Raw genomic sequence first — 17331 nt, forward strand, 5'->3', positions numbered from 1 at the left:
AAATGAGTACAAAAATATTGATTATTGGCGCTTGTGGCCAAATAGGAACGGAGCTTACCGAAAAACTACGAAAAATATACGGAACTGAAAATGTAATCGCTTCGGATATCCGAAAGCTAAATATTGATGTGGTGAATTCCGGTCCATTTGAAGTGGTGAACGCTTTAGATTTCAATCAAATTGAGCATTTGGTCGAAGTACACCAAATTGATGAAGTGTATTTGATGGCTGCATTGTTATCGGCAACAGCGGAAAAAAATCCTGCATTTGCTTGGGATCTAAATATGAATTCGTTGTTTCACGTTTTGAATTTGGCGAAAGCAGGAAAAATAAAAAAAATATTCTGGCCTTCGAGTATTGCGGTTTTTGGACCAACAACTCCGAAAGAAAATACCCCACAATACACGATAATGGAGCCTTCAACGGTGTACGGAATCAGCAAACAAGCCGGCGAAAGATGGTGTGAATACTACCATAATATTTTTGGTGTAGATGTAAGAAGCATCCGTTATCCGGGTTTAATCAGCTGGTCATCGCCTCCTGGTGGTGGAACTACAGATTATGCAGTGGATATTTTTCACAAAGCACTTTCCGATAAAACATACGAATGTTTTTTATCCTCAGAAACTAAAATGCCAATGATGTATATGGACGATGCCATTGCTGCGACCATCCAAATTATGCAAGCGCCGGCTGACCAAATAAAAATTCATTCTTCGTACAATCTAGCCGCCATGAGCTTTACGCCAACAGAGATTGCTGCCGAAATCAAAAAACACATTCCTGAATTTACCATCACTTATGAGCCAGACTTCCGTCAAAAAATAGCAGACAGTTGGCCAGCAAGTATTGATGATGCTGAAGCAAGAAAGGACTGGGAATGGAAACATGAATTTGATTTAGAATCAATGACTAAAGATATGTTGAAAAATTTGAGTGCCGAAAAAGCATAATAATTTTATTTATAAAGAGTTCGGGTTTTAGAAAATTAGGGTGAAAATCTAGTTTTTTGAAACCCGATTTTTTTTTAAAATTATTTTTTTTAACTAAATTTGATAAAAACCTGAGCGCCATGAAACTAAAATCAAGTGAACCTTTTTGGTTGGTAAAAAACGGAATCATCAACTCGTATCCGTCATTAAGAGAAAATCTGGATACAGAAATTCTAATTGTAGGAGGCGGAATAACTGGCAGTCTGATAGCGCATCAATGCATGGCGGATGGTTACAAAACCGTACTGATCGATCGCAGAGAAATTGGTCATGGAAGCACATCGGCTACGACATCCATGTTGCAATATGAAATTGACGTGCCTTTGCACCAACTTATTGATTTGATTGGCGAAAAAGCTGCCGTTGACAGTTATTGGGCATGCTACAAATCGATTGATGATTTGAAGAAAATAGTACAACAAGTAAAATCGGATTGTGGATTTAAGAAAAAAGAATCGCTTTATTTTGCCGCTTTAAAGAAAGATGTTGGTTGGCTAAAAAAAGAATTCGAAGCTCGAAAAAAAATTGGAATGCCTGTAAAATGGCTTGAAGCCGATGAAATTGAAGAAAAGTTTCACATCAAACATTCGTATGGTGGAATCTTATCAGAACAAGGTGGCAGTATAGATGCTTTCCAATTAGCTCACGATATTCTAGCGTACAATCACGAAAAGGGATTACAGATTTTTGATAAAACCGATATTAAAAAAGTCACTTATAAACAAAATGGCGTTACCGTTCTAACCGAACATGGAACTACCATCACTGCAAAAAAAATAATTTATTGTAATGGTTTTGAAAGTACCGAAATCATTAAAGACAAATTTGTAAAACTACTGTCTACTTACGCCATTGTAGGAGAACGCTTTGAAGACGATCAATCGCATCTTAACGACACTCTTTTTTGGAATACGGCGGAACCCTACATGTATATGCGAACCACGGATGATAATCGATTGCTTATTGGCGGCGAGGATGAAGATTTTGTTGATGCTGCAAAAAGAGATTCCTTACTCAACGAAAAGTCCGATAAATTAACTAAATATCTGAAGAAAATTCTACCTGATTATGATTTCAGAATGGATTTTGTATGGGCGGGTACTTTTGGCGAGACCAAAGACGGCTTACCTTACATTGGAAAACATCCCAATTTTCCAAGCACTTATTTTGTCTTGGGCTTTGGAGGAAACGGTATCACATTTTCAGTTATTGGAATGGAACTTGTTTCTGAAATGTTGAAAAATAAGAAACATCCTTTAGCCGAATATTTTAAATTCAGAAGGTAATTTTTAAGCACCAACATTTCGTTAAACTGCATAAAAAAAGCCCTTTTCAAGGCTTTAAATTATTACTTTAATTCGTAGGTATTGTTTTCCTTCTTGATGTCAGCCATTAATCCACTTGGATCAATAGTTATTTTCTTGATGGAAGCTTTTGATTTAGCAATGTTGAATTCAAAAGTTGGGTACGCCCAAGCCCAATCATTCAAAACTGTTCTTTTTACAGCAGGATTTGGGTTTTCTTTTTCAAAACTCATCATGCGCAACGGGATGTAAAAACTTTCCATTGTTCCATCTGTGTACTCCACTAATAAATCAATTGGCATTGGCATTCTGCCTATTCTTCCTAAAGTAACCGTTGTTTTATCTGCATTTTCTTTTACATCATTGATTGCATAATCAATAGTATTTGTGGTTTGTGTCCAATCCGTCAAGTACCAATCCAGATTTGCTCCTGTAATTCTTTCGGCAGATCTTTTAATATCATTTGGCGTAGGATGTTTGAATTTAAAATCGCTGTAATACTTTTTTAAAGTTTTCATCAGATTTTCCTTCCCTATCAAATACATCAATTGTGTCAGGAAAAGTTCTCCTTTACTATACGAAGTAATGCTGTACACTCTATTTTCGTCAAAACGATCCGCATGTGTTCCTTGTGGTAATTCTTTTCCTGAATTTACCATTGAAAAATATCCAGCATACGCTCCCGTAAATGGGTTTTCTACTTTTTTATCTGCAATTTCATTCATTCCTAAATCTTCAAGGAATGAAGTAAAACCCTCATCCATCCATCCGTGTTTTGATTCATTGGAAGCCAATACATGCTGGAACCAAGAGTGTGCCATTTCGTGAGCGGTTACGCCTAATAATCCTTCAAAACTCCCTTGTCCTAAAATCAACGTACACATGGCATATTCCATTCCACCATCGCCACCCTGAATCACAGAATATTGTTTGTACGGATAATCGCCAACTGTTTTATTGTAAAACTCCATTAACCGCACTGTTTTTGACTGTAAATCTTTCCAGTTTTGTACAAATTTTGGATTGTTTTTGTACAAGAAATGAATATCAACCCCATTTGGGCCTTTGGCAATATCATGAATATAATTTTTATCAGCTGCCCAAGTAAAATCATGAACCATTGGTGCATTAAAATGCCAAGTCAACGTTTTAGTTTTCTTTGGAACAGACACAACAACACCTTGGTCTTGGTAGCCGTGACCTATTTCGTTTTTGTTTTGCAAATATCCGGTACCACCTAAAATGTAGTTTTTATCAATAGTAATATTTACGTCAAAATTCCCCCAAACGCCATGAAATTCTCTGGCGATGTAAGGATCGGCATGCCAACCTTCAAAATCAAATTCGGCTAGTTTTGGATACCATTGTGCCATTGATAATTCGACACCTTCGGCATTATTTCTTCCGGAACGACGAATCTGAATGGGAACCTGACCATCAAAATCTAATGTGAATGTAGTTTTGGAATTGGGTAGTATTGGCTTAGCCAAAGTTACTTCAAGAATAGTCCCAATCTCTTTTGCATTAGCAACTGCTCCGTCTTGTTTGAAATTAGAAATTCGCAAATAACCAATTTCATTTGGTTTCAAATTTTTAATGCGGCTTTCTTTGACTTCTTTATCACCAACTTTTACTTTGGTGACCATTCTGCCATCTGGATCTTTTATGCTTTGGATTCTTGCATCCATTTCGCTTCCGGGCTGAAAAGCATTATTGAATAGGTGGTAATATACTTTTCTCAAAGTATCAGGAGAATTATTGGTGTAAACCAATTCTTGTTTTCCTTTGTATTGGTATGTTTTTACATCCATGGAAACATCCATTTTGTAATCGACATGCTGTTGCCAATATGAAGTGTTTTGGGCAAAAATAGTTCCGAAACTCAAAGTGACAAAAGAGAATAAAAGTAGTTTTTTCATATTTGATTTAAATAAAAATGGAAGGACAAATTGCCCTTCCATATAATGAATTGTTTAAATATTATTTAGCCATTTTTTCTGCCATCAGCAAAGCATTGTAGGCATTTACTATTTTCCCTGATTTAGACAGAGTAGTAAAAGAACGCGTATCATTTGCTTTTCCACCAACAATAACCTCTGTTGAAATGGCAATTCCTGAATCCATCAAAATATGCTTCACTTGTTTAGCTGATAATTTTGGATAGTACGAACGGATTAGTGCAGCAACTCCGGCAGCATTTGGTGCAGCCATTGAAGTTCCTTGTAAATATTTATAAGTATTGTTTGGAGTTGTTGCGTAGATTTTTACACCAGGAGCAAAAACGTCAACATTAATTTTCCCAATATTAGAAAAACGAGCCACAACTTTATTTCCATATTCAAAATTCAAAGCACCAATTGTGATTAAATTATCAGCAAATTCGGTTACTTTATCTTCAGAATCATTAGGGAAATTTTCAGCAAAGTCAATGTCTTTTGCATCATTACCAGCTGCGTGAACGATTAATACATCTTTTTTCTCAGCATATTTTATAGCATCATAAACCCATTGCTTGTGTGGAGAAAAACTTTTTCCAAAACTTCCGTTGATTACTTTGGCACCATTATCAACAGCGTAACGAATTCCAAGTGCAATATCTTTATCATACTCGTCACCGTCTGGCACTGCACGAACGGTAAGAATTTGAACATTATTAGCAACACCATCTCCGCCTAATACGTTGTTTCTACTTTGCGCAACAATTCCGGCAACGTGCGTTCCATGAAGAATTTCGTTCTTGTCTGGTCCCATCACATTATTATTTCCATATTTTGTATCGGTAATATCATTTGGATTATCTCCTACTACTTTACGGTAATCTGTTTTCAGATTGTCTCCGTTTATAAGAGCAACCTGATCGTCTAATTGTTTTTGAACAGCAACTTTTAGATCCGCAATTGGCAATCCATAAGAAAGCATTTGTTGCATAGCTGCTTTACTTTTTTGAGTTGCCGGTTCTTGCGAAACAATTGCATTTACTTCTTCAATTGTATAAACTGGTTTACCTAAATGTTTCACTAAAACAGCATCACCTGCAACAATAGTTTCTAGCATTTGCTCTGAACGAGTTTTCCCAGCAGCAGCTTCAGCAACTTTTTTGTCATTCAATGCTTTCGCCGCTTGATATGTAGCATCATCAACTAAAGTTTTGTCTTTGATGATTCTTTCGTATTCCAAGTTTTCTTTAGTACTGTCCCCAAGAAAATTCCATCCGTGAATATCATCGATATATCCGTTTTTGTCATCGTCAATTCCGTTTCCGGCAATTTCTTTCGTATTGGTCCAAAGTACCGATTTCAAATCTTCGTGTTCGATATCCACACCAGAATCTACAATTCCAACAATAACTGGCACGCCTTTTTTACCTTTCAATAATTCAGCGTATACCTTGTCAACACTCATTCCAGGAATGGTATCTGACACAATATCTAAATGACTCCAACGCTTCAAGTCATTTTCAGTTATTGGTGCCTTTTTTGTAATGTTCAAAGGGGCGCTTATGGCAACGAGCCCTGAAGTAGAAGTATTTGAAACTTGTTTTGAAGCGCCACATCCTACTAATGCTAAAAGTGCAAAAGCAGAAATGTAAATAGGTTTAATGGTATTCATTTCGGATTTTTATTAAGTTTTGAAATATTTGTCTAAAATAATTTTTTTTGTTACAAAAGGCGTTAAGATTAACACTATGTTAAGATTTGTTCGCAAGTAAAAACTTCTGCTAACCGAACTCCTTTTTCTGTTTTTTGTACGGTTATTATTTCATTATGCGCATCGTGTTCCAAGAACAAATAATAATTGTTATCGGCGGCCGCATTCATGAATTTTTCTTTTTCCGGCATCGTTAACAACGGTCGAGTATCATATCCCATAACATACGGAATTGGAATATGTCCGGCTGTCGCCAATAAATCAGCGCAAAAAACGATGGTCTTATCCTTATATTGTATATGCGGAATCATTTGCTTTTCGGTGTGTCCATCAGCAAAGAAAATGCCAAAACCCAATTCCGATGTTGAAAGAAAATCTCCTTCGGGTCTTTGGATGAAATTCAGCTGTCCGCTTTCCTGCATCGGCAAAATATTTTCGGATAAAAAAGATGCTTTCTCTCTCGCATTAGGTTTTGTTGCCCATTCCCAGTGATTTTCATTAGACCAGAATTTAGCATTTTTAAACGCAGGTTCGTATCCTGTTTTGTCAGCGTTCCATTGTACGCTTCCACCACAATGGTCAAAATGCAAATGTGTCATAAAAACATCGGTAACATCATCGCGATGAAAACCGTATTTAGCCAACGATTTATCCATGGAATGCGTTCCCCAAAGCGAGTAATACCCAAAAAATTTCTCGGATTGCTTGTTTCCCATTCCGGTATCAATCAAAATCAATCGATTGCCATCTTCAATTAATAAACAGCGTGCCGCAATATCAATAAGGTTATTTTCATCGGCTGGATTGGTTTTGTTCCAAATGGTTTTTGGGACCACGCCGAACATAGCGCCGCCATCCAATTTAAAATTTCCGGTTTCTATGGGATATAGTTTCATGGTTTTTCTGTTTTTTGAGAGGCCTCAAAGTTAGGGAATTCAAATGCTTTTTACGGTTTCAAATAGCTTTTTTCTATTTTGTCATTTGCTATAAAAATGTTATCAATTATGGAAAAAGCATTTTATACACTATCTTTGTCCTTAATTTAGACAAAATCAATATAAGCTATGATAAAAGTTTCTGACACAGCAAGAAAAAAAATCATCGATTTAATGCAAGATGATGGTTTTGACGCTGCAATCGACTACGTAAGAGTGGGTGTAAAAAGCGGCGGATGTTCTGGATTGTCTTATGATTTAAAATTTGATAAAACAAAAAACGAAGACGATAAAATTTTTGTAGACAACGATATCACTATCGCTGTTGAAAAAAAATCTTTTCTGTACTTAGCCGGAACAATATTAGAATTCTCAGGAGGAATTAATGGTAAAGGGTTTGTTTTCAATAACCCAAACGCGAATAGAACATGTGGTTGCGGGGAATCATTTTCTCTATAACCAAATAACAAAAGATTTAAACCATTAAGAAATTACGCTAATTAAGTCTTAATGGTTTTAAAAAATAAAATTATGTCAAAATATACAGAAGACGATTTAAAAATCGAACTCGAAAATAAAGAATACGAATACGGATTTTACACCGAATTAGAATCGGAAACGTTTCCTGTAGGTTTAAATGAAGATATCGTTCGCGCTATTTCGCACAAAAAAGGAGAGCCACAATGGATGACCGATTGGCGTCTGGAGGCTTTTCGTGCTTGGGAGCAAATGACAGAGCCAGAATGGGCAAATGTGCATTACACTAAACCTGATTTTCAGGCGATTTCCTATTATTCAGCTCCAAAAGCGGTAGATCCCAATAAAACATTGGACGATGTAGATCCGGAACTTTTAGAAATGTACAAAAAGTTAGGTATCTCTGTCGATGAGCAAAAAATGATGAATAATGTAGCAATGGATATCGTTGTGGATTCAGTTTCAGTAGCGACTACATTCAAGAAAACATTAGGCGAAAAAGGAATTATCTTCATGAGTATTTCTGAAGCCATCAAAGAGCATCCAGAATTAGTTCGTAAATATTTAGGAACAGTTGTACCGCAAAAAGATAATTTTTATGCGGCTTTGAATTCAGCAGTTTTCTCTGATGGATCTTTCTGTTATATTCCAAAAGGTGTTCGTTGCCCAATGGAACTTTCAACTTATTTTAGAATCAATCAAGCAGGAACAGGACAATTTGAAAGAACATTATTAGTTGCTGACGAAGGCAGTTATGTAAGCTACCTTGAAGGTTGTACCGCACCAAGTCGTGATGAAAATCAATTGCACGCTGCTGTAGTGGAACTAATCGCTTTGGACGATGCCGAAATCAAATATTCAACCGTACAAAACTGGTATCCTGGAAACAAAGAAGGAAAAGGTGGCGTTTTCAACTTTGTTACTAAAAGAGGAATCTGCGAGAAAAACGCAAAAATTTCTTGGACACAAGTAGAAACCGGTTCAGCTATAACTTGGAAATATCCTTCTGTTATATTAAAAGGAGACAATTCAACAGGCGAATTTTATTCGATTGCGGTTACCAATAATTTCCAACAAGCCGATACAGGAACAAAAATGATCCATTTAGGTAAAAACACTAAATCGACCATTATTTCTAAAGGAATTTCTGCTGGAAAATCACAAAATAGTTATAGAGGTTTGGTACGAATTTCACCAAACGCAGATAACGCCAGAAACTTTTCGCAATGTGATTCCTTATTAATGGGGAACAATTGTGGCGCACATACTTTCCCTTATATCGAAAGTAAAAATCCATCGGCAAAAATAGAACATGAAGCTACGACAAGTAAAATTGGCGAAGACCAAGTTTTCTATTGCAACCAACGTGGAATTCCAACTGAAAAAGCCATTGCTTTAATTGTAAACGGTTTCAGTAAAGATGTATTGAATAAGTTACCAATGGAATTTGCAGTAGAAGCACAAAAATTATTAGAAATTTCTCTTGAGGGAAGTGTTGGATAATTTGAATATGGGAAACAAGAAAGTTATTATTGTAGGTTCTTCCAGAAGCAATGGAAATACTTCAAAAATAGCTGGTAAAATTTCCACCCAAATAAATGCTGATGTTATTAATTTAAGAGATTATTCTATTTCCTATTATGATTATGAAAGCGGAAATAGAGCCGATGATTTTTTGCCTTTAATAACTTCAATTATTGAAAAATATGACACGCTTGTTTTTGCAACACCTGTTTACTGGTATGCAATGAGCGGAATAATGAAAGTGTTTTTTGACCGATTTTCTGATTTGATCAGAATCGAAAAAGAATTAGGTCGAAAATTAAGAGGTAAAAATATGTTTGTAATTTCAAATTCTGATGAAGATCAAATGGATTATGATTTTTATTTACCCTTTCGATTATCAGCGGACTATTTAGGAATAAAATATTTAGGAGAAAAGCATTTGTCCTATCAAACAATAAAAGACCAAGAACACATCAATAGTATTTTAGAATAAAAGAGAATTTAAATCCTTTTAAAATTAAAGAAACAAATGTTAAGTATAAAAAATTTACACGCCTCGATAGGTGACAAAGAAATATTGAAAGGGATTAACCTTGAAGTAAAAGCAGGAGAAATTCATGCGATTATGGGACCAAACGGAGCCGGAAAAAGTACCCTTGCGTCAATCATTGCAGGAAACGAAAACTACGAAGTAACCGAAGGAGAAATCTCTTTAGACGGAGAAGACCTTTCTGAATTGGCACCAGAAGAAAGAGCACATAAAGGTGTTTTTCTTTCGTTCCAATATCCGGTTGAAATTCCGGGAGTTTCAGTTACCAACTTCATGAGAACTGCCATTAACGAAACTCGTAAAGCAAACGGTCTGGAAGAAATGCCGGCTAAAGATATGCTGAAAGTGATTCGTGAAAAATCAGAATTATTAGAAATTGACCGTAAATTTTTATCTCGTTCTCTAAACGAAGGTTTTTCTGGTGGAGAGAAAAAACGTAACGAAATTTTCCAAATGGCGATGCTGGAACCAAAATTGGCTATCCTTGATGAAACCGATTCTGGTCTTGATATTGATGCGTTACGAATTGTTGCCAATGGTGTTAACAAACTAAAAAGTGACAAAAACGCCATCGTAGTAATTACGCATTACCAAAGATTATTAGATTATATCGTCCCTGATTTCGTTCACGTGTTATACAACGGAAAAATTGTAAAATCCGGTGGAAAAGAACTAGCGCACGAACTGGAAGAAAAAGGATACGACTGGATTAAACAAGAACAAGAAGCTTAAAATTTTGTTTGAAGTTTAAAGTTTAAAGTTACCTCGGAATAACTTTAAATTTTTAAACCTTAAACTTTAAACAATAAAAAAATGGAATTAAAAGAAAAATTACTATCGTCTTTTATGGCTTTCGAAGAGCGTGTGGATGTTCACTCTGAACTTCATGACGTGAGAACTGCCGCCATAAAAAACTTTGAAAATAAAGGTTTCCCAACCAAAAAAGACGAAGCTTGGAAATACACTTCACTAAATGCCATCTTAAAAAATGACTTTACCGTTTTTCCAAAGCAAGAAAATGCAGTTGAATTCAACCACGTAAAAAAATATTTTTTACACGAAATAGATACGTATAAAGTAGTGTTTATTGATGGTGTTTTCAGTTCGCATTTATCGTCAACAACACACGAAGGAATTGATGTTTGCTTGATGTCATCGGCATTGACCAAACCAAAATACAAAATGGTTATTGATTCTTATTTTAACCAAATTGCCAACAAAGACGAAAGTCTAACTTCCTTGAATACGGCTTTCGCCATTGAAGGAGCGTATATCAACATTCCAAAAAGTAAAGTAGCAGATAAACCTATTGAAATCATGTATTTCTCTACAGGAAATGAAGCAGCTCTTTTGGTTCAGCCAAGAAACTTAGTGATTGTGGGTGAAAATTCACATGTTCAAATTATCGAGCGCCATCAAAGTTTAAACGAAAATCCTGTGTTAACGAATTCTGTTACCGAGATTTTTGCTCAAAAACGCGCTATCGTTGATTATTACAAAATTCAAAACGATACGCTTGAAGCGAATTTAATAGATAACACCTACGTTTCTCAACAAAAAGAAAGTCACGTTTCGGTTCATACATTCTCTTTTGGAGGAAACTTAACGAGAAACAACTTGAATTTTTATCACTTTGGAGAACGATTGACAAGCACATTAAACGGAATCACGATTATTGGCGAAAAACAACACGTAGACCATTATACTTTGGTGAAACATTCGACTCCAAATTGCGAAAGTTTCCAAGATTATAAAGGAATCTATGCTGATCGTTCTACAGGAGTTTTTAACGGAAAAGTGTACGTAGAGAAAGACGCTCAAAAAACAAATGCATTCCAAAAAAGCAATAATATTTTATTGAGTGACAAAGCGACTATAAATGCTAAACCACAATTGGAGATTTTTGCTGATGACGTAAAATGTTCTCACGGTTGTACTGTTGGACAATTAGACGAAACAGCAATGTTCTACATGCAACAACGCGGAATCCCTAAAAAAGAAGCCAAAGCGTTATTGATGTATGCGTTCTCGAATGCTGTTATCGAAAACATCAAAATACCAGAATTAAAACAGCGTATCACCAAAATTATCGCCACAAAATTAGGGGTGAAATTGGGATTTGATTTGTAGTATAATTCAAAACCAGATATAAAAAAACCCGACAGATTTTAGAAATCTTTCGGGTTTTTTTTTAGGAGCTAATCCCGCTATACATTGCAAATGAAATTCACTGAATACCAAAATAAAACATCAAATTGGTGAAGTACTCTTTTTTCGGTAAAAACCTCAAAAAGGATTTTCATTTCTATCGGGGCTTAAAAATCTCTGCCTTAATTAATAATATAACTAACCAAAGTACTTTCTACCGTACTTCCATCAATAGTATTTATTGATTTTATTGGTCCAACTCCTTTTGCATACCAATATACCGATTCTGTAATAGTAGTTTGACCTTGAAAACTTACTTCTTGTTTAAAACTAATTTTAATAACACTCGCATAAACCTTACCATTGACAGTCATACTTGCATCTTTTTCTACAATAATTCCCAAATATTTTATAGATGCATCAAAAGCAGATGAAAAAGAACCATTTGTCACACTTACCTTTGAAATAACAGTACCACTCCATTGTTCACCAACCGCCAAATTATCTTTCAATACTGGCAATTCATAAGCCTCCATTTTAAGAATAACACCATTTTCGTTGGCATTATATTCTCCTGTCCTTAAAAAATAAGTCGCTCCTTTTTTAGTCGCCCAAGCTTGTAAATCATAGACATTCTCCGTTGAAACACGATAATAAGTAGTCCCTCCAAAATTATCTGCACCTGTGATTTTCACAGGAGAAGTTACAGAACCATTTTCATTATAAATCCATTGATTGTTTAAAGCTAAAGGCCAATAATCGCCACTCGAAACCCCATTTGAATCATCAGAAACAGAATCATCATTAGAACAAGATGTAATTAATAAGGAAGAAAATAGCAATGTAAACAATGCCAATAAAGTAATTTTTTTCATGTTAATATCGTTTTATTAGACCAATATATAACATTTTAAGCATATTTATAAACCCTACTAACAAATATGCTAATTTTTATTTCTTCAAACTCCCAATAATCCCTTTCAACATTCCATTAAAATCAAAATTAGGATCTTCTTTCAAGCCCATTCGAACAATCACTAAATCAAGTGACGGAATAATCGCCACCATTTGCCCTTGAAAACCGCTACAATAATACATATCTCTTGGTACATCGGGAAAATGTCCGCCGGCATTGAGCCAAAAGTGTCCACCGTATCTTCCGTCTGAAGTATTCGTAGGTGTTGCGGTATATTTTGCCCAACCTTCATTGAAAATTTGTTCCCCGTTCCAATTACCGTTATGTAAATACAACAACCCAAATTTTGACCAATCTCTCGTTGTAGCCCAACCGTAGGATGAACCCACATAATTTCCAGCCATATCTGTTTCGATAACCATAGAATTCATTCCTATTTTATCAATCAAAGCACTGTACCAAAAATCTAGATATTCTTGATGCGTTTTGAATTGCTTTCGCAAAATACCTGAAAGTAAATTCGTCGTTCCTGAGGAGTAATTCCATCGCGTGTTGGGTTTATGCTCTGCTGGTTTCTCAAGTTGGGAACGCGTCATATCCTCGGCTTGGAAAAGCATTTTTGTAGCATCCGAAATTGTCGCATAATCCTCCACCCATTGTAAACCGGAATTCATGTGCAGCAAATCATTTGTGGTTATCAATTTTCGTCCGTCGTTTGCCCATTCTGGGATTGGAGCAGGAGCATCAATGTCAAATTTTCTTTGTTTTTCCAAAACTCCAAATACAGCGCTCGTGATACTTTTGGTCATCGACCAACCCAGAATTTTACTGTTTTTATCGAAACCAGTATTGTATTTTTCGGCAATGATTTTGTCTTTATAAATTACTAATAGGGTCCGTGTTCGTTTTTTGATTTGCCCTTTTGCATCAAAAGCATTGGCGACAGCCGCATTCAATTTAGTATAATCAACGTTAGCAAAAATGGTGTCTTTAGCTTCCTTATTTCCATACGGAAAAGGTAAATTGTTATTCAATTTTGTTCTTTTGGGAACCAAATACGGTTTTGACACATCAAAATCATCATTGATTAAAGTCGCTCCCAAACCTTCGCGGTAAATTGCTTTTCGTTCTTTCAAACCATAAACCGAAGCAACGGCAAACTTTCCGGCATCTTCAATTTTGTTTTTGGCCAAATCAATCATGTCGATATCATTGTCACCTTTCTCAATCATTTCTTGCGAACGATTATCAATAAAATGTCCTGACGCGATACTTTTGGCTGAAAAGCCAGAAATTAAATCCAGTTTTGGATAAGTAGTGAACCCAACATAAAAGATTCCGATAAAAGAAGCAAAACCAACGAACTTGAATAATTTTTTCATAGAGAATTAATTTGAAGCAATTTAATAAAAAAGAACCACATTTTTGAAACAGTAATAATGACTGTAAAGTGATTTTTCTGTGAACAACTATTTTTTATTTAAACCATTAAGAAATTAAGTTTCATTAAGAATTATCACTTAATTTTTCTTAATTTCTTAATGGTTAAATTTATAAAGAGAAATCGTTTCATAAAATCTTCCGGTTTACCAAAAAGTAAGGTTTGAAGTCGTATTATATTTTTCTAAATCATAAATAGTAATAACTTTTATTAACAAGTGTTTGCTAAAAATTAATTCCAATTTCACTACTTTTGTATTTAGAAAAATTCTAAATAATGAAAGGCTAATTTCAACTTAGTCTGTCAAAAAAATGTTGAATATTGGCAATCAATTTGACCAATAAAAACATTAAAAAAACAAGCCGACAAAATGTTAGACATTAATAAAATTAGAGCCGACTTCCCTATTCTTTCGCAAAAAGTAAACGGAAAACCATTGGTTTATTTTGACAACGGAGCTACTTCGCAAAAACCACAAGTGGTGATTGATGCGATTTCAAAATATTATCAGGAAATCAACGCTAATATACATCGCGGCGTTCACACGTTAAGTCAATTAGCAACTGATGCGTACGAGATTTCACGCGGTAAACTTCAAAATCACATCAATGCAAAATTTGCTCATGAAGTACTTTTTACTTCGGGAACAACGCATGGAATCAATTTAGTTACTAATGGATTTGCTTCGATTTTGAAACCAGGCGATGAAGTTTTAGTTTCGGCATTGGAACACCACAGCAATATTGTGCCTTGGCAAATGTTGTGCGAGAAAACGGGAGCGACTTTGCGCGTGATTCCAATGAATCTTGATGGCGAACTGATTATGTCAGAGTATGACAAATTACTTTCGGATAAAACCAAAGTTGTTACTGTAAATCACATTTCGAATGCTCTGGGAACGGTCAATCCAATTAAATATATGATTGACAAAGCACATGAAGTTGGCGCGGCGATTTTGATTGACGGAGCGCAAGCGGTTCCGCATTTAAAACCTGATGTTCAGGAATTGGATTGTGATTTTTATGTTTTTTCAGGACATAAAATATGTGGGCCAACAGGAACCGGAATTTTATACGGAAAAGAAGCTTGGTTGAATAAATTACCGCCATATCAAGGTGGAGGCGAAATGATTAAGGAAGTGACTTTCGAGAAAACTACTTATGCGGAGTTGCCTCATAAATTTGAAGCAGGAACACCAAATATTGCCGGAGGAATTGTTCTGGGAACTGCCGTTGATTATATGAATGAAGTTGGTTTTGACAACATTCAACAACAAGAAAAAGAATTGCTGGAATACGGAACGAAACGATTATTGGAAATTGAAGGTTTAAAGATTTTTGGCACCGCCAAAGAAAAAACTTCCGTAATTTCGTTTAACATTGAAGGTATTCATCCGTACGACATTGGCACCATAATTGACAAATTAGGAATAGCAGTACGAACAGGCCATCATTGCGCCCAACCCATTATGAATTTCTTTAATATTCCGGGAACTATACGAGCATCATTTGCTTTTTATAATACCAAAGAAGAAATTGATGTTATGGTTGAAGCTATTAAAAAAGCGCAACTCATGTTGTCCTAAAAAAAATTAAAAATATCAACACATGAAAATTCTATCCTTATTATTTCTGACTATTTTTCTGGGCAACGGTTGCGATAGCGCCAAAGCTCAAGATATTGAAACCGCTGTTATTGAATACACGGCGAACACCAGAGGTTTTTATCAAAAAATAACAGTGAAAAATCAGATGCTGACGGTATCAAAAGACAGAGACGGAAATGATAAAGAGGTACCAACAAAAATATCGGATGCCGACTGGAAAGAATTAGTGGATTGTTTTAAAAAGGTGGAATTGGATAGTTTATCCAAATTAAAAGCACCATCCGAAAAACGTTTTTATGACGGTGCGGCTATTGCCAATTTGAAAATCACCTTCAAAGATAAAACCTATGAAACGGATAGTTTTGATCATGGTTTTCCACCAAAAGAAATTAAGAAATTAGTGGATACAATAACGTCATTAGCTAAAGAATAAAACTGAAATAAATTCAGCATAGTATGAAAATTAAAGAGATACAAGAGGAAATTGTTGATGAGTTCTCCATGTTTGACGACTGGATGGAGCGTTATGAATACATCATCGAATTAGGAAAAAAACTTCCTTTAATCAAAGAAGAATTCAAAACCGAAAACAATCTGATTAAAGGCTGCCAGTCAAAAGTGTGGTTGAAAGGAGAACAAACGGATGACAAAATTGTTTTCACTGCCGATAGCGATGCCATTTTGACCAAAGGAATTATTGCGATATTAATTAGGACTTTTTCCAATCAAAAAGCATCTGATATTCTCGAAGCCGACATGAATTTTATTGACGAAATAGGTTTGAAAGAACATTTATCACCCACCCGCGCCAATGGATTGGTATCGATGATAAAAAATATAAAAATGTATGCTTTGGCGTTCAACACGCAGAATTGATTTCAAACTAATTCGTTTAACCATATAAGACATTTAAGGTCATATAAGTCAGAATAAAAAAAACGGAAAATTTATGACCAAAACATATTTAAAAGATTTAGTGTATCAGGTTAATGGTTGTGCTATAGAAGTACATAAGCATCTTGGTCCCGGTCTTTTAGAAAGTGTTTATCATACTTGTTTAAAAAAAGAATTGACAATTAGAGGTTTTGAATTTCTAACTGAACTTACAATTCCTGTTTATTATAAAGGTTTAGAACTTGAAGCAGGATTAAGATGTGACTTATTGGTTGAAAAAAGTTTAGTAGTTGAACTTAAAGCAGTCGAAAAAGTTTTACCAATACATGAAGCCCAAATTTTAACCTATATGAACCTTTTAGAAATTCCTATAGGATTAATGATAAATTTCAATGTAACACATATTTTTAAAGAAGGACAAAAAACATATGTCAACGAAAGATATAGACATCTGGATGAATAAAAAACAAAAATAGCAGACTTTAAATAAGATTTAATCAAGCTAAATAATAAAAAAAGTACTAATATAATATTCAAAACAAAAACCTTAAATGACCTTCAATGTCTTATATGGTTAAAACACTCAAACAATGGAACAAGAAATAGACACCACTGAATTAGGAGAATCAATCGTAAAAATATTAAAGACTATTTACGATCCGGAGATTCCTGTAGATATTTACGAATTAGGATTGATTTATGACGTGATGGTTAATACGGATTATGAAGTAAAAATACTGATGACACTTACCTCTCCAAACTGCCCAGTTGCAGAAAGTTTACCAAGAGAAGTAGAAGAAAAAGTAAAATCATTAGAGAATGTAAAAGATGCTGAAGTAGAAATAACTTTTGATCCGCCTTGGAGTAAAGATTTAATGAGCGAAGAAGCAAAATTAGAATTGGGAATGCTTTAA

At 35.0% G+C, this 17331-nt stretch carries 17 protein-coding genes; 12 read left to right on the forward strand and 5 right to left on the reverse strand.

What is annotated here, in order from left to right; genetic code table 11:
- Positions 1-2 precede the first annotated feature (2 nt).
- On the forward strand, positions 3-953 hold the full coding sequence (locus BMX64_RS03685; protein WP_091166383.1) for an L-threonine 3-dehydrogenase: 951 nt from the start codon (positions 3-5) through the stop codon (positions 951-953).
- A gap of 119 nt (positions 954-1072) precedes the next feature.
- Positions 1073-2278 carry an NAD(P)/FAD-dependent oxidoreductase gene (locus BMX64_RS03690; protein WP_091166554.1) on the forward strand — a complete coding sequence of 402 codons (1206 nt, stop codon included), beginning with the start codon at positions 1073-1075 and terminating at the stop codon, positions 2276-2278.
- Positions 2279-2340: 62 nt separating this feature from the next.
- On the opposite strand, the gene BMX64_RS03695 is transcribed toward BMX64_RS03690, so the two are convergent.
- The 3 genes from BMX64_RS03695 to BMX64_RS03705 form a co-directional block, all read right to left on the reverse strand.
- Positions 2341-4215, reverse strand: a complete 1875-nt coding sequence (locus BMX64_RS03695) for a M1 family metallopeptidase (RefSeq protein ID WP_091166555.1) — start codon at positions 4213-4215, stop codon at positions 2341-2343.
- 61 nt (positions 4216-4276) lie between these two features.
- The gene (locus BMX64_RS03700) at positions 4277-5905 is read right to left on the reverse strand and encodes a S8 family peptidase (protein ID WP_091166384.1); all 1629 of its coding nucleotides are present in this window, start codon (positions 5903-5905) and stop codon (positions 4277-4279) included.
- 74 nt (positions 5906-5979) lie between these two features.
- Complete coding sequence (locus BMX64_RS03705) at positions 5980-6840, reverse strand: MBL fold metallo-hydrolase (RefSeq protein ID WP_091166385.1); 861 nt, start codon at positions 6838-6840, stop codon at positions 5980-5982.
- A gap of 168 nt (positions 6841-7008) precedes the next feature.
- On the opposite strand from BMX64_RS03705, the gene BMX64_RS03710 reads away from it, so the two are divergent.
- The 5 genes from BMX64_RS03710 (at position 7009) to sufD (ending at position 11542) form a co-directional block, all read left to right on the forward strand.
- Positions 7009-7338 (forward strand): HesB/IscA family protein, encoded by a 330-nt coding sequence (locus BMX64_RS03710; RefSeq protein ID WP_091166386.1) that lies wholly within the window; start codon positions 7009-7011, stop codon positions 7336-7338.
- A 72-nt stretch (positions 7339-7410) separates the two neighbouring features.
- The gene (gene sufB / locus BMX64_RS03715; RefSeq protein ID WP_091166556.1) at positions 7411-8859 is read left to right on the forward strand and encodes a Fe-S cluster assembly protein SufB; all 1449 of its coding nucleotides are present in this window, start codon (positions 7411-7413) and stop codon (positions 8857-8859) included.
- A gap of 7 nt (positions 8860-8866) precedes the next feature.
- Positions 8867-9355: a flavodoxin family protein gene (locus BMX64_RS03720; protein WP_091166387.1), complete on the forward strand. Its 489-nt coding sequence runs from the start codon at positions 8867-8869 to the stop codon at positions 9353-9355.
- A 36-nt stretch (positions 9356-9391) separates the two neighbouring features.
- Positions 9392-10144: a Fe-S cluster assembly ATPase SufC gene (sufC, locus tag BMX64_RS03725; RefSeq protein WP_091166388.1), complete on the forward strand. Its 753-nt coding sequence runs from the start codon at positions 9392-9394 to the stop codon at positions 10142-10144.
- An 81-nt stretch (positions 10145-10225) separates the two neighbouring features.
- Positions 10226-11542: a Fe-S cluster assembly protein SufD gene (sufD, locus tag BMX64_RS03730; protein ID WP_091166389.1), complete on the forward strand. Its 1317-nt coding sequence runs from the start codon at positions 10226-10228 to the stop codon at positions 11540-11542.
- A gap of 200 nt (positions 11543-11742) precedes the next feature.
- On the opposite strand, the gene BMX64_RS03735 is transcribed toward sufD, so the two are convergent.
- Complete coding sequence (locus BMX64_RS03735; protein ID WP_091166390.1) at positions 11743-12435, reverse strand: hypothetical protein; 693 nt, start codon at positions 12433-12435, stop codon at positions 11743-11745.
- Positions 12436-12511: 76 nt separating this feature from the next.
- On the reverse strand, positions 12512-13858 hold the full coding sequence (locus tag BMX64_RS03740) for a serine hydrolase domain-containing protein (RefSeq protein ID WP_091166391.1): 1347 nt from the start codon (positions 13856-13858) through the stop codon (positions 12512-12514).
- A 429-nt stretch (positions 13859-14287) separates the two neighbouring features.
- Here BMX64_RS03740 and BMX64_RS03745 point away from each other — a divergent pair, with 429 nt between their 5' ends.
- The 5 genes from BMX64_RS03745 to BMX64_RS03765 all read left to right on the forward strand — a co-directional run bounded on the left by BMX64_RS03745 (position 14288) and on the right by BMX64_RS03765 (position 17331).
- Entirely contained in the window at positions 14288-15502 is a 1215-nt protein-coding gene (locus BMX64_RS03745; protein ID WP_091166392.1) for an aminotransferase class V-fold PLP-dependent enzyme, read from the forward strand.
- A gap of 22 nt (positions 15503-15524) precedes the next feature.
- Entirely contained in the window at positions 15525-15956 is a 432-nt protein-coding gene (locus tag BMX64_RS03750; protein WP_091166393.1) for a hypothetical protein, read from the forward strand.
- A gap of 23 nt (positions 15957-15979) precedes the next feature.
- Complete coding sequence (locus BMX64_RS03755) at positions 15980-16399, forward strand: SufE family protein (protein WP_091166394.1); 420 nt, start codon at positions 15980-15982, stop codon at positions 16397-16399.
- A gap of 73 nt (positions 16400-16472) precedes the next feature.
- Positions 16473-16880: a GxxExxY protein gene (locus BMX64_RS03760; protein WP_091166395.1), complete on the forward strand. Its 408-nt coding sequence runs from the start codon at positions 16473-16475 to the stop codon at positions 16878-16880.
- 127 nt (positions 16881-17007) lie between these two features.
- Positions 17008-17331 (forward strand): SUF system Fe-S cluster assembly protein, encoded by a 324-nt coding sequence (locus BMX64_RS03765; protein ID WP_091166396.1) that lies wholly within the window; start codon positions 17008-17010, stop codon positions 17329-17331.

The sequence above is a fragment of the Flavobacterium sinopsychrotolerans genome, assembly GCF_900110375.1.
Taxonomy (GTDB): Bacteria; Bacteroidota; Bacteroidia; order Flavobacteriales; family Flavobacteriaceae; genus Flavobacterium; species Flavobacterium sinopsychrotolerans.

What these genes read in the sequence shown, in the direction of transcription:
- BMX64_RS03685 (WP_091166383.1), top strand. Translation starts at nt 3, where the DNA reads ATGAGTACAAAAATATTGATTATTGGCGCTTGTGGCCAAATAGGAACG.
- BMX64_RS03690 (WP_091166554.1), top strand. Translation starts at nt 1,073, where the DNA reads ATGAAACTAAAATCAAGTGAACCTTTTTGGTTGGTAAAAAACGGAATC.
- BMX64_RS03695 (WP_091166555.1), bottom strand. Translation starts at nt 4,215, where the DNA reads ATGAAAAAACTACTTTTATTCTCTTTTGTCACTTTGAGTTTCGGAACT.
- BMX64_RS03700 (WP_091166384.1), bottom strand. Translation starts at nt 5,905, where the DNA reads ATGAATACCATTAAACCTATTTACATTTCTGCTTTTGCACTTTTAGCA.
- BMX64_RS03705 (WP_091166385.1), bottom strand. Translation starts at nt 6,840, where the DNA reads ATGAAACTATATCCCATAGAAACCGGAAATTTTAAATTGGATGGCGGC.
- BMX64_RS03710 (WP_091166386.1), top strand. Translation starts at nt 7,009, where the DNA reads ATGATAAAAGTTTCTGACACAGCAAGAAAAAAAATCATCGATTTAATG.
- sufB (WP_091166556.1), top strand. Translation starts at nt 7,411, where the DNA reads ATGTCAAAATATACAGAAGACGATTTAAAAATCGAACTCGAAAATAAA.
- BMX64_RS03720 (WP_091166387.1), top strand. Translation starts at nt 8,867, where the DNA reads ATGGGAAACAAGAAAGTTATTATTGTAGGTTCTTCCAGAAGCAATGGA.
- sufC (WP_091166388.1), top strand. Translation starts at nt 9,392, where the DNA reads ATGTTAAGTATAAAAAATTTACACGCCTCGATAGGTGACAAAGAAATA.
- sufD (WP_091166389.1), top strand. Translation starts at nt 10,226, where the DNA reads ATGGAATTAAAAGAAAAATTACTATCGTCTTTTATGGCTTTCGAAGAG.
- BMX64_RS03735 (WP_091166390.1), bottom strand. Translation starts at nt 12,435, where the DNA reads ATGAAAAAAATTACTTTATTGGCATTGTTTACATTGCTATTTTCTTCC.
- BMX64_RS03740 (WP_091166391.1), bottom strand. Translation starts at nt 13,858, where the DNA reads ATGAAAAAATTATTCAAGTTCGTTGGTTTTGCTTCTTTTATCGGAATC.
- BMX64_RS03745 (WP_091166392.1), top strand. Translation starts at nt 14,288, where the DNA reads ATGTTAGACATTAATAAAATTAGAGCCGACTTCCCTATTCTTTCGCAA.
- BMX64_RS03750 (WP_091166393.1), top strand. Translation starts at nt 15,525, where the DNA reads ATGAAAATTCTATCCTTATTATTTCTGACTATTTTTCTGGGCAACGGT.
- BMX64_RS03755 (WP_091166394.1), top strand. Translation starts at nt 15,980, where the DNA reads ATGAAAATTAAAGAGATACAAGAGGAAATTGTTGATGAGTTCTCCATG.
- BMX64_RS03760 (WP_091166395.1), top strand. Translation starts at nt 16,473, where the DNA reads ATGACCAAAACATATTTAAAAGATTTAGTGTATCAGGTTAATGGTTGT.
- BMX64_RS03765 (WP_091166396.1), top strand. Translation starts at nt 17,008, where the DNA reads ATGGAACAAGAAATAGACACCACTGAATTAGGAGAATCAATCGTAAAA.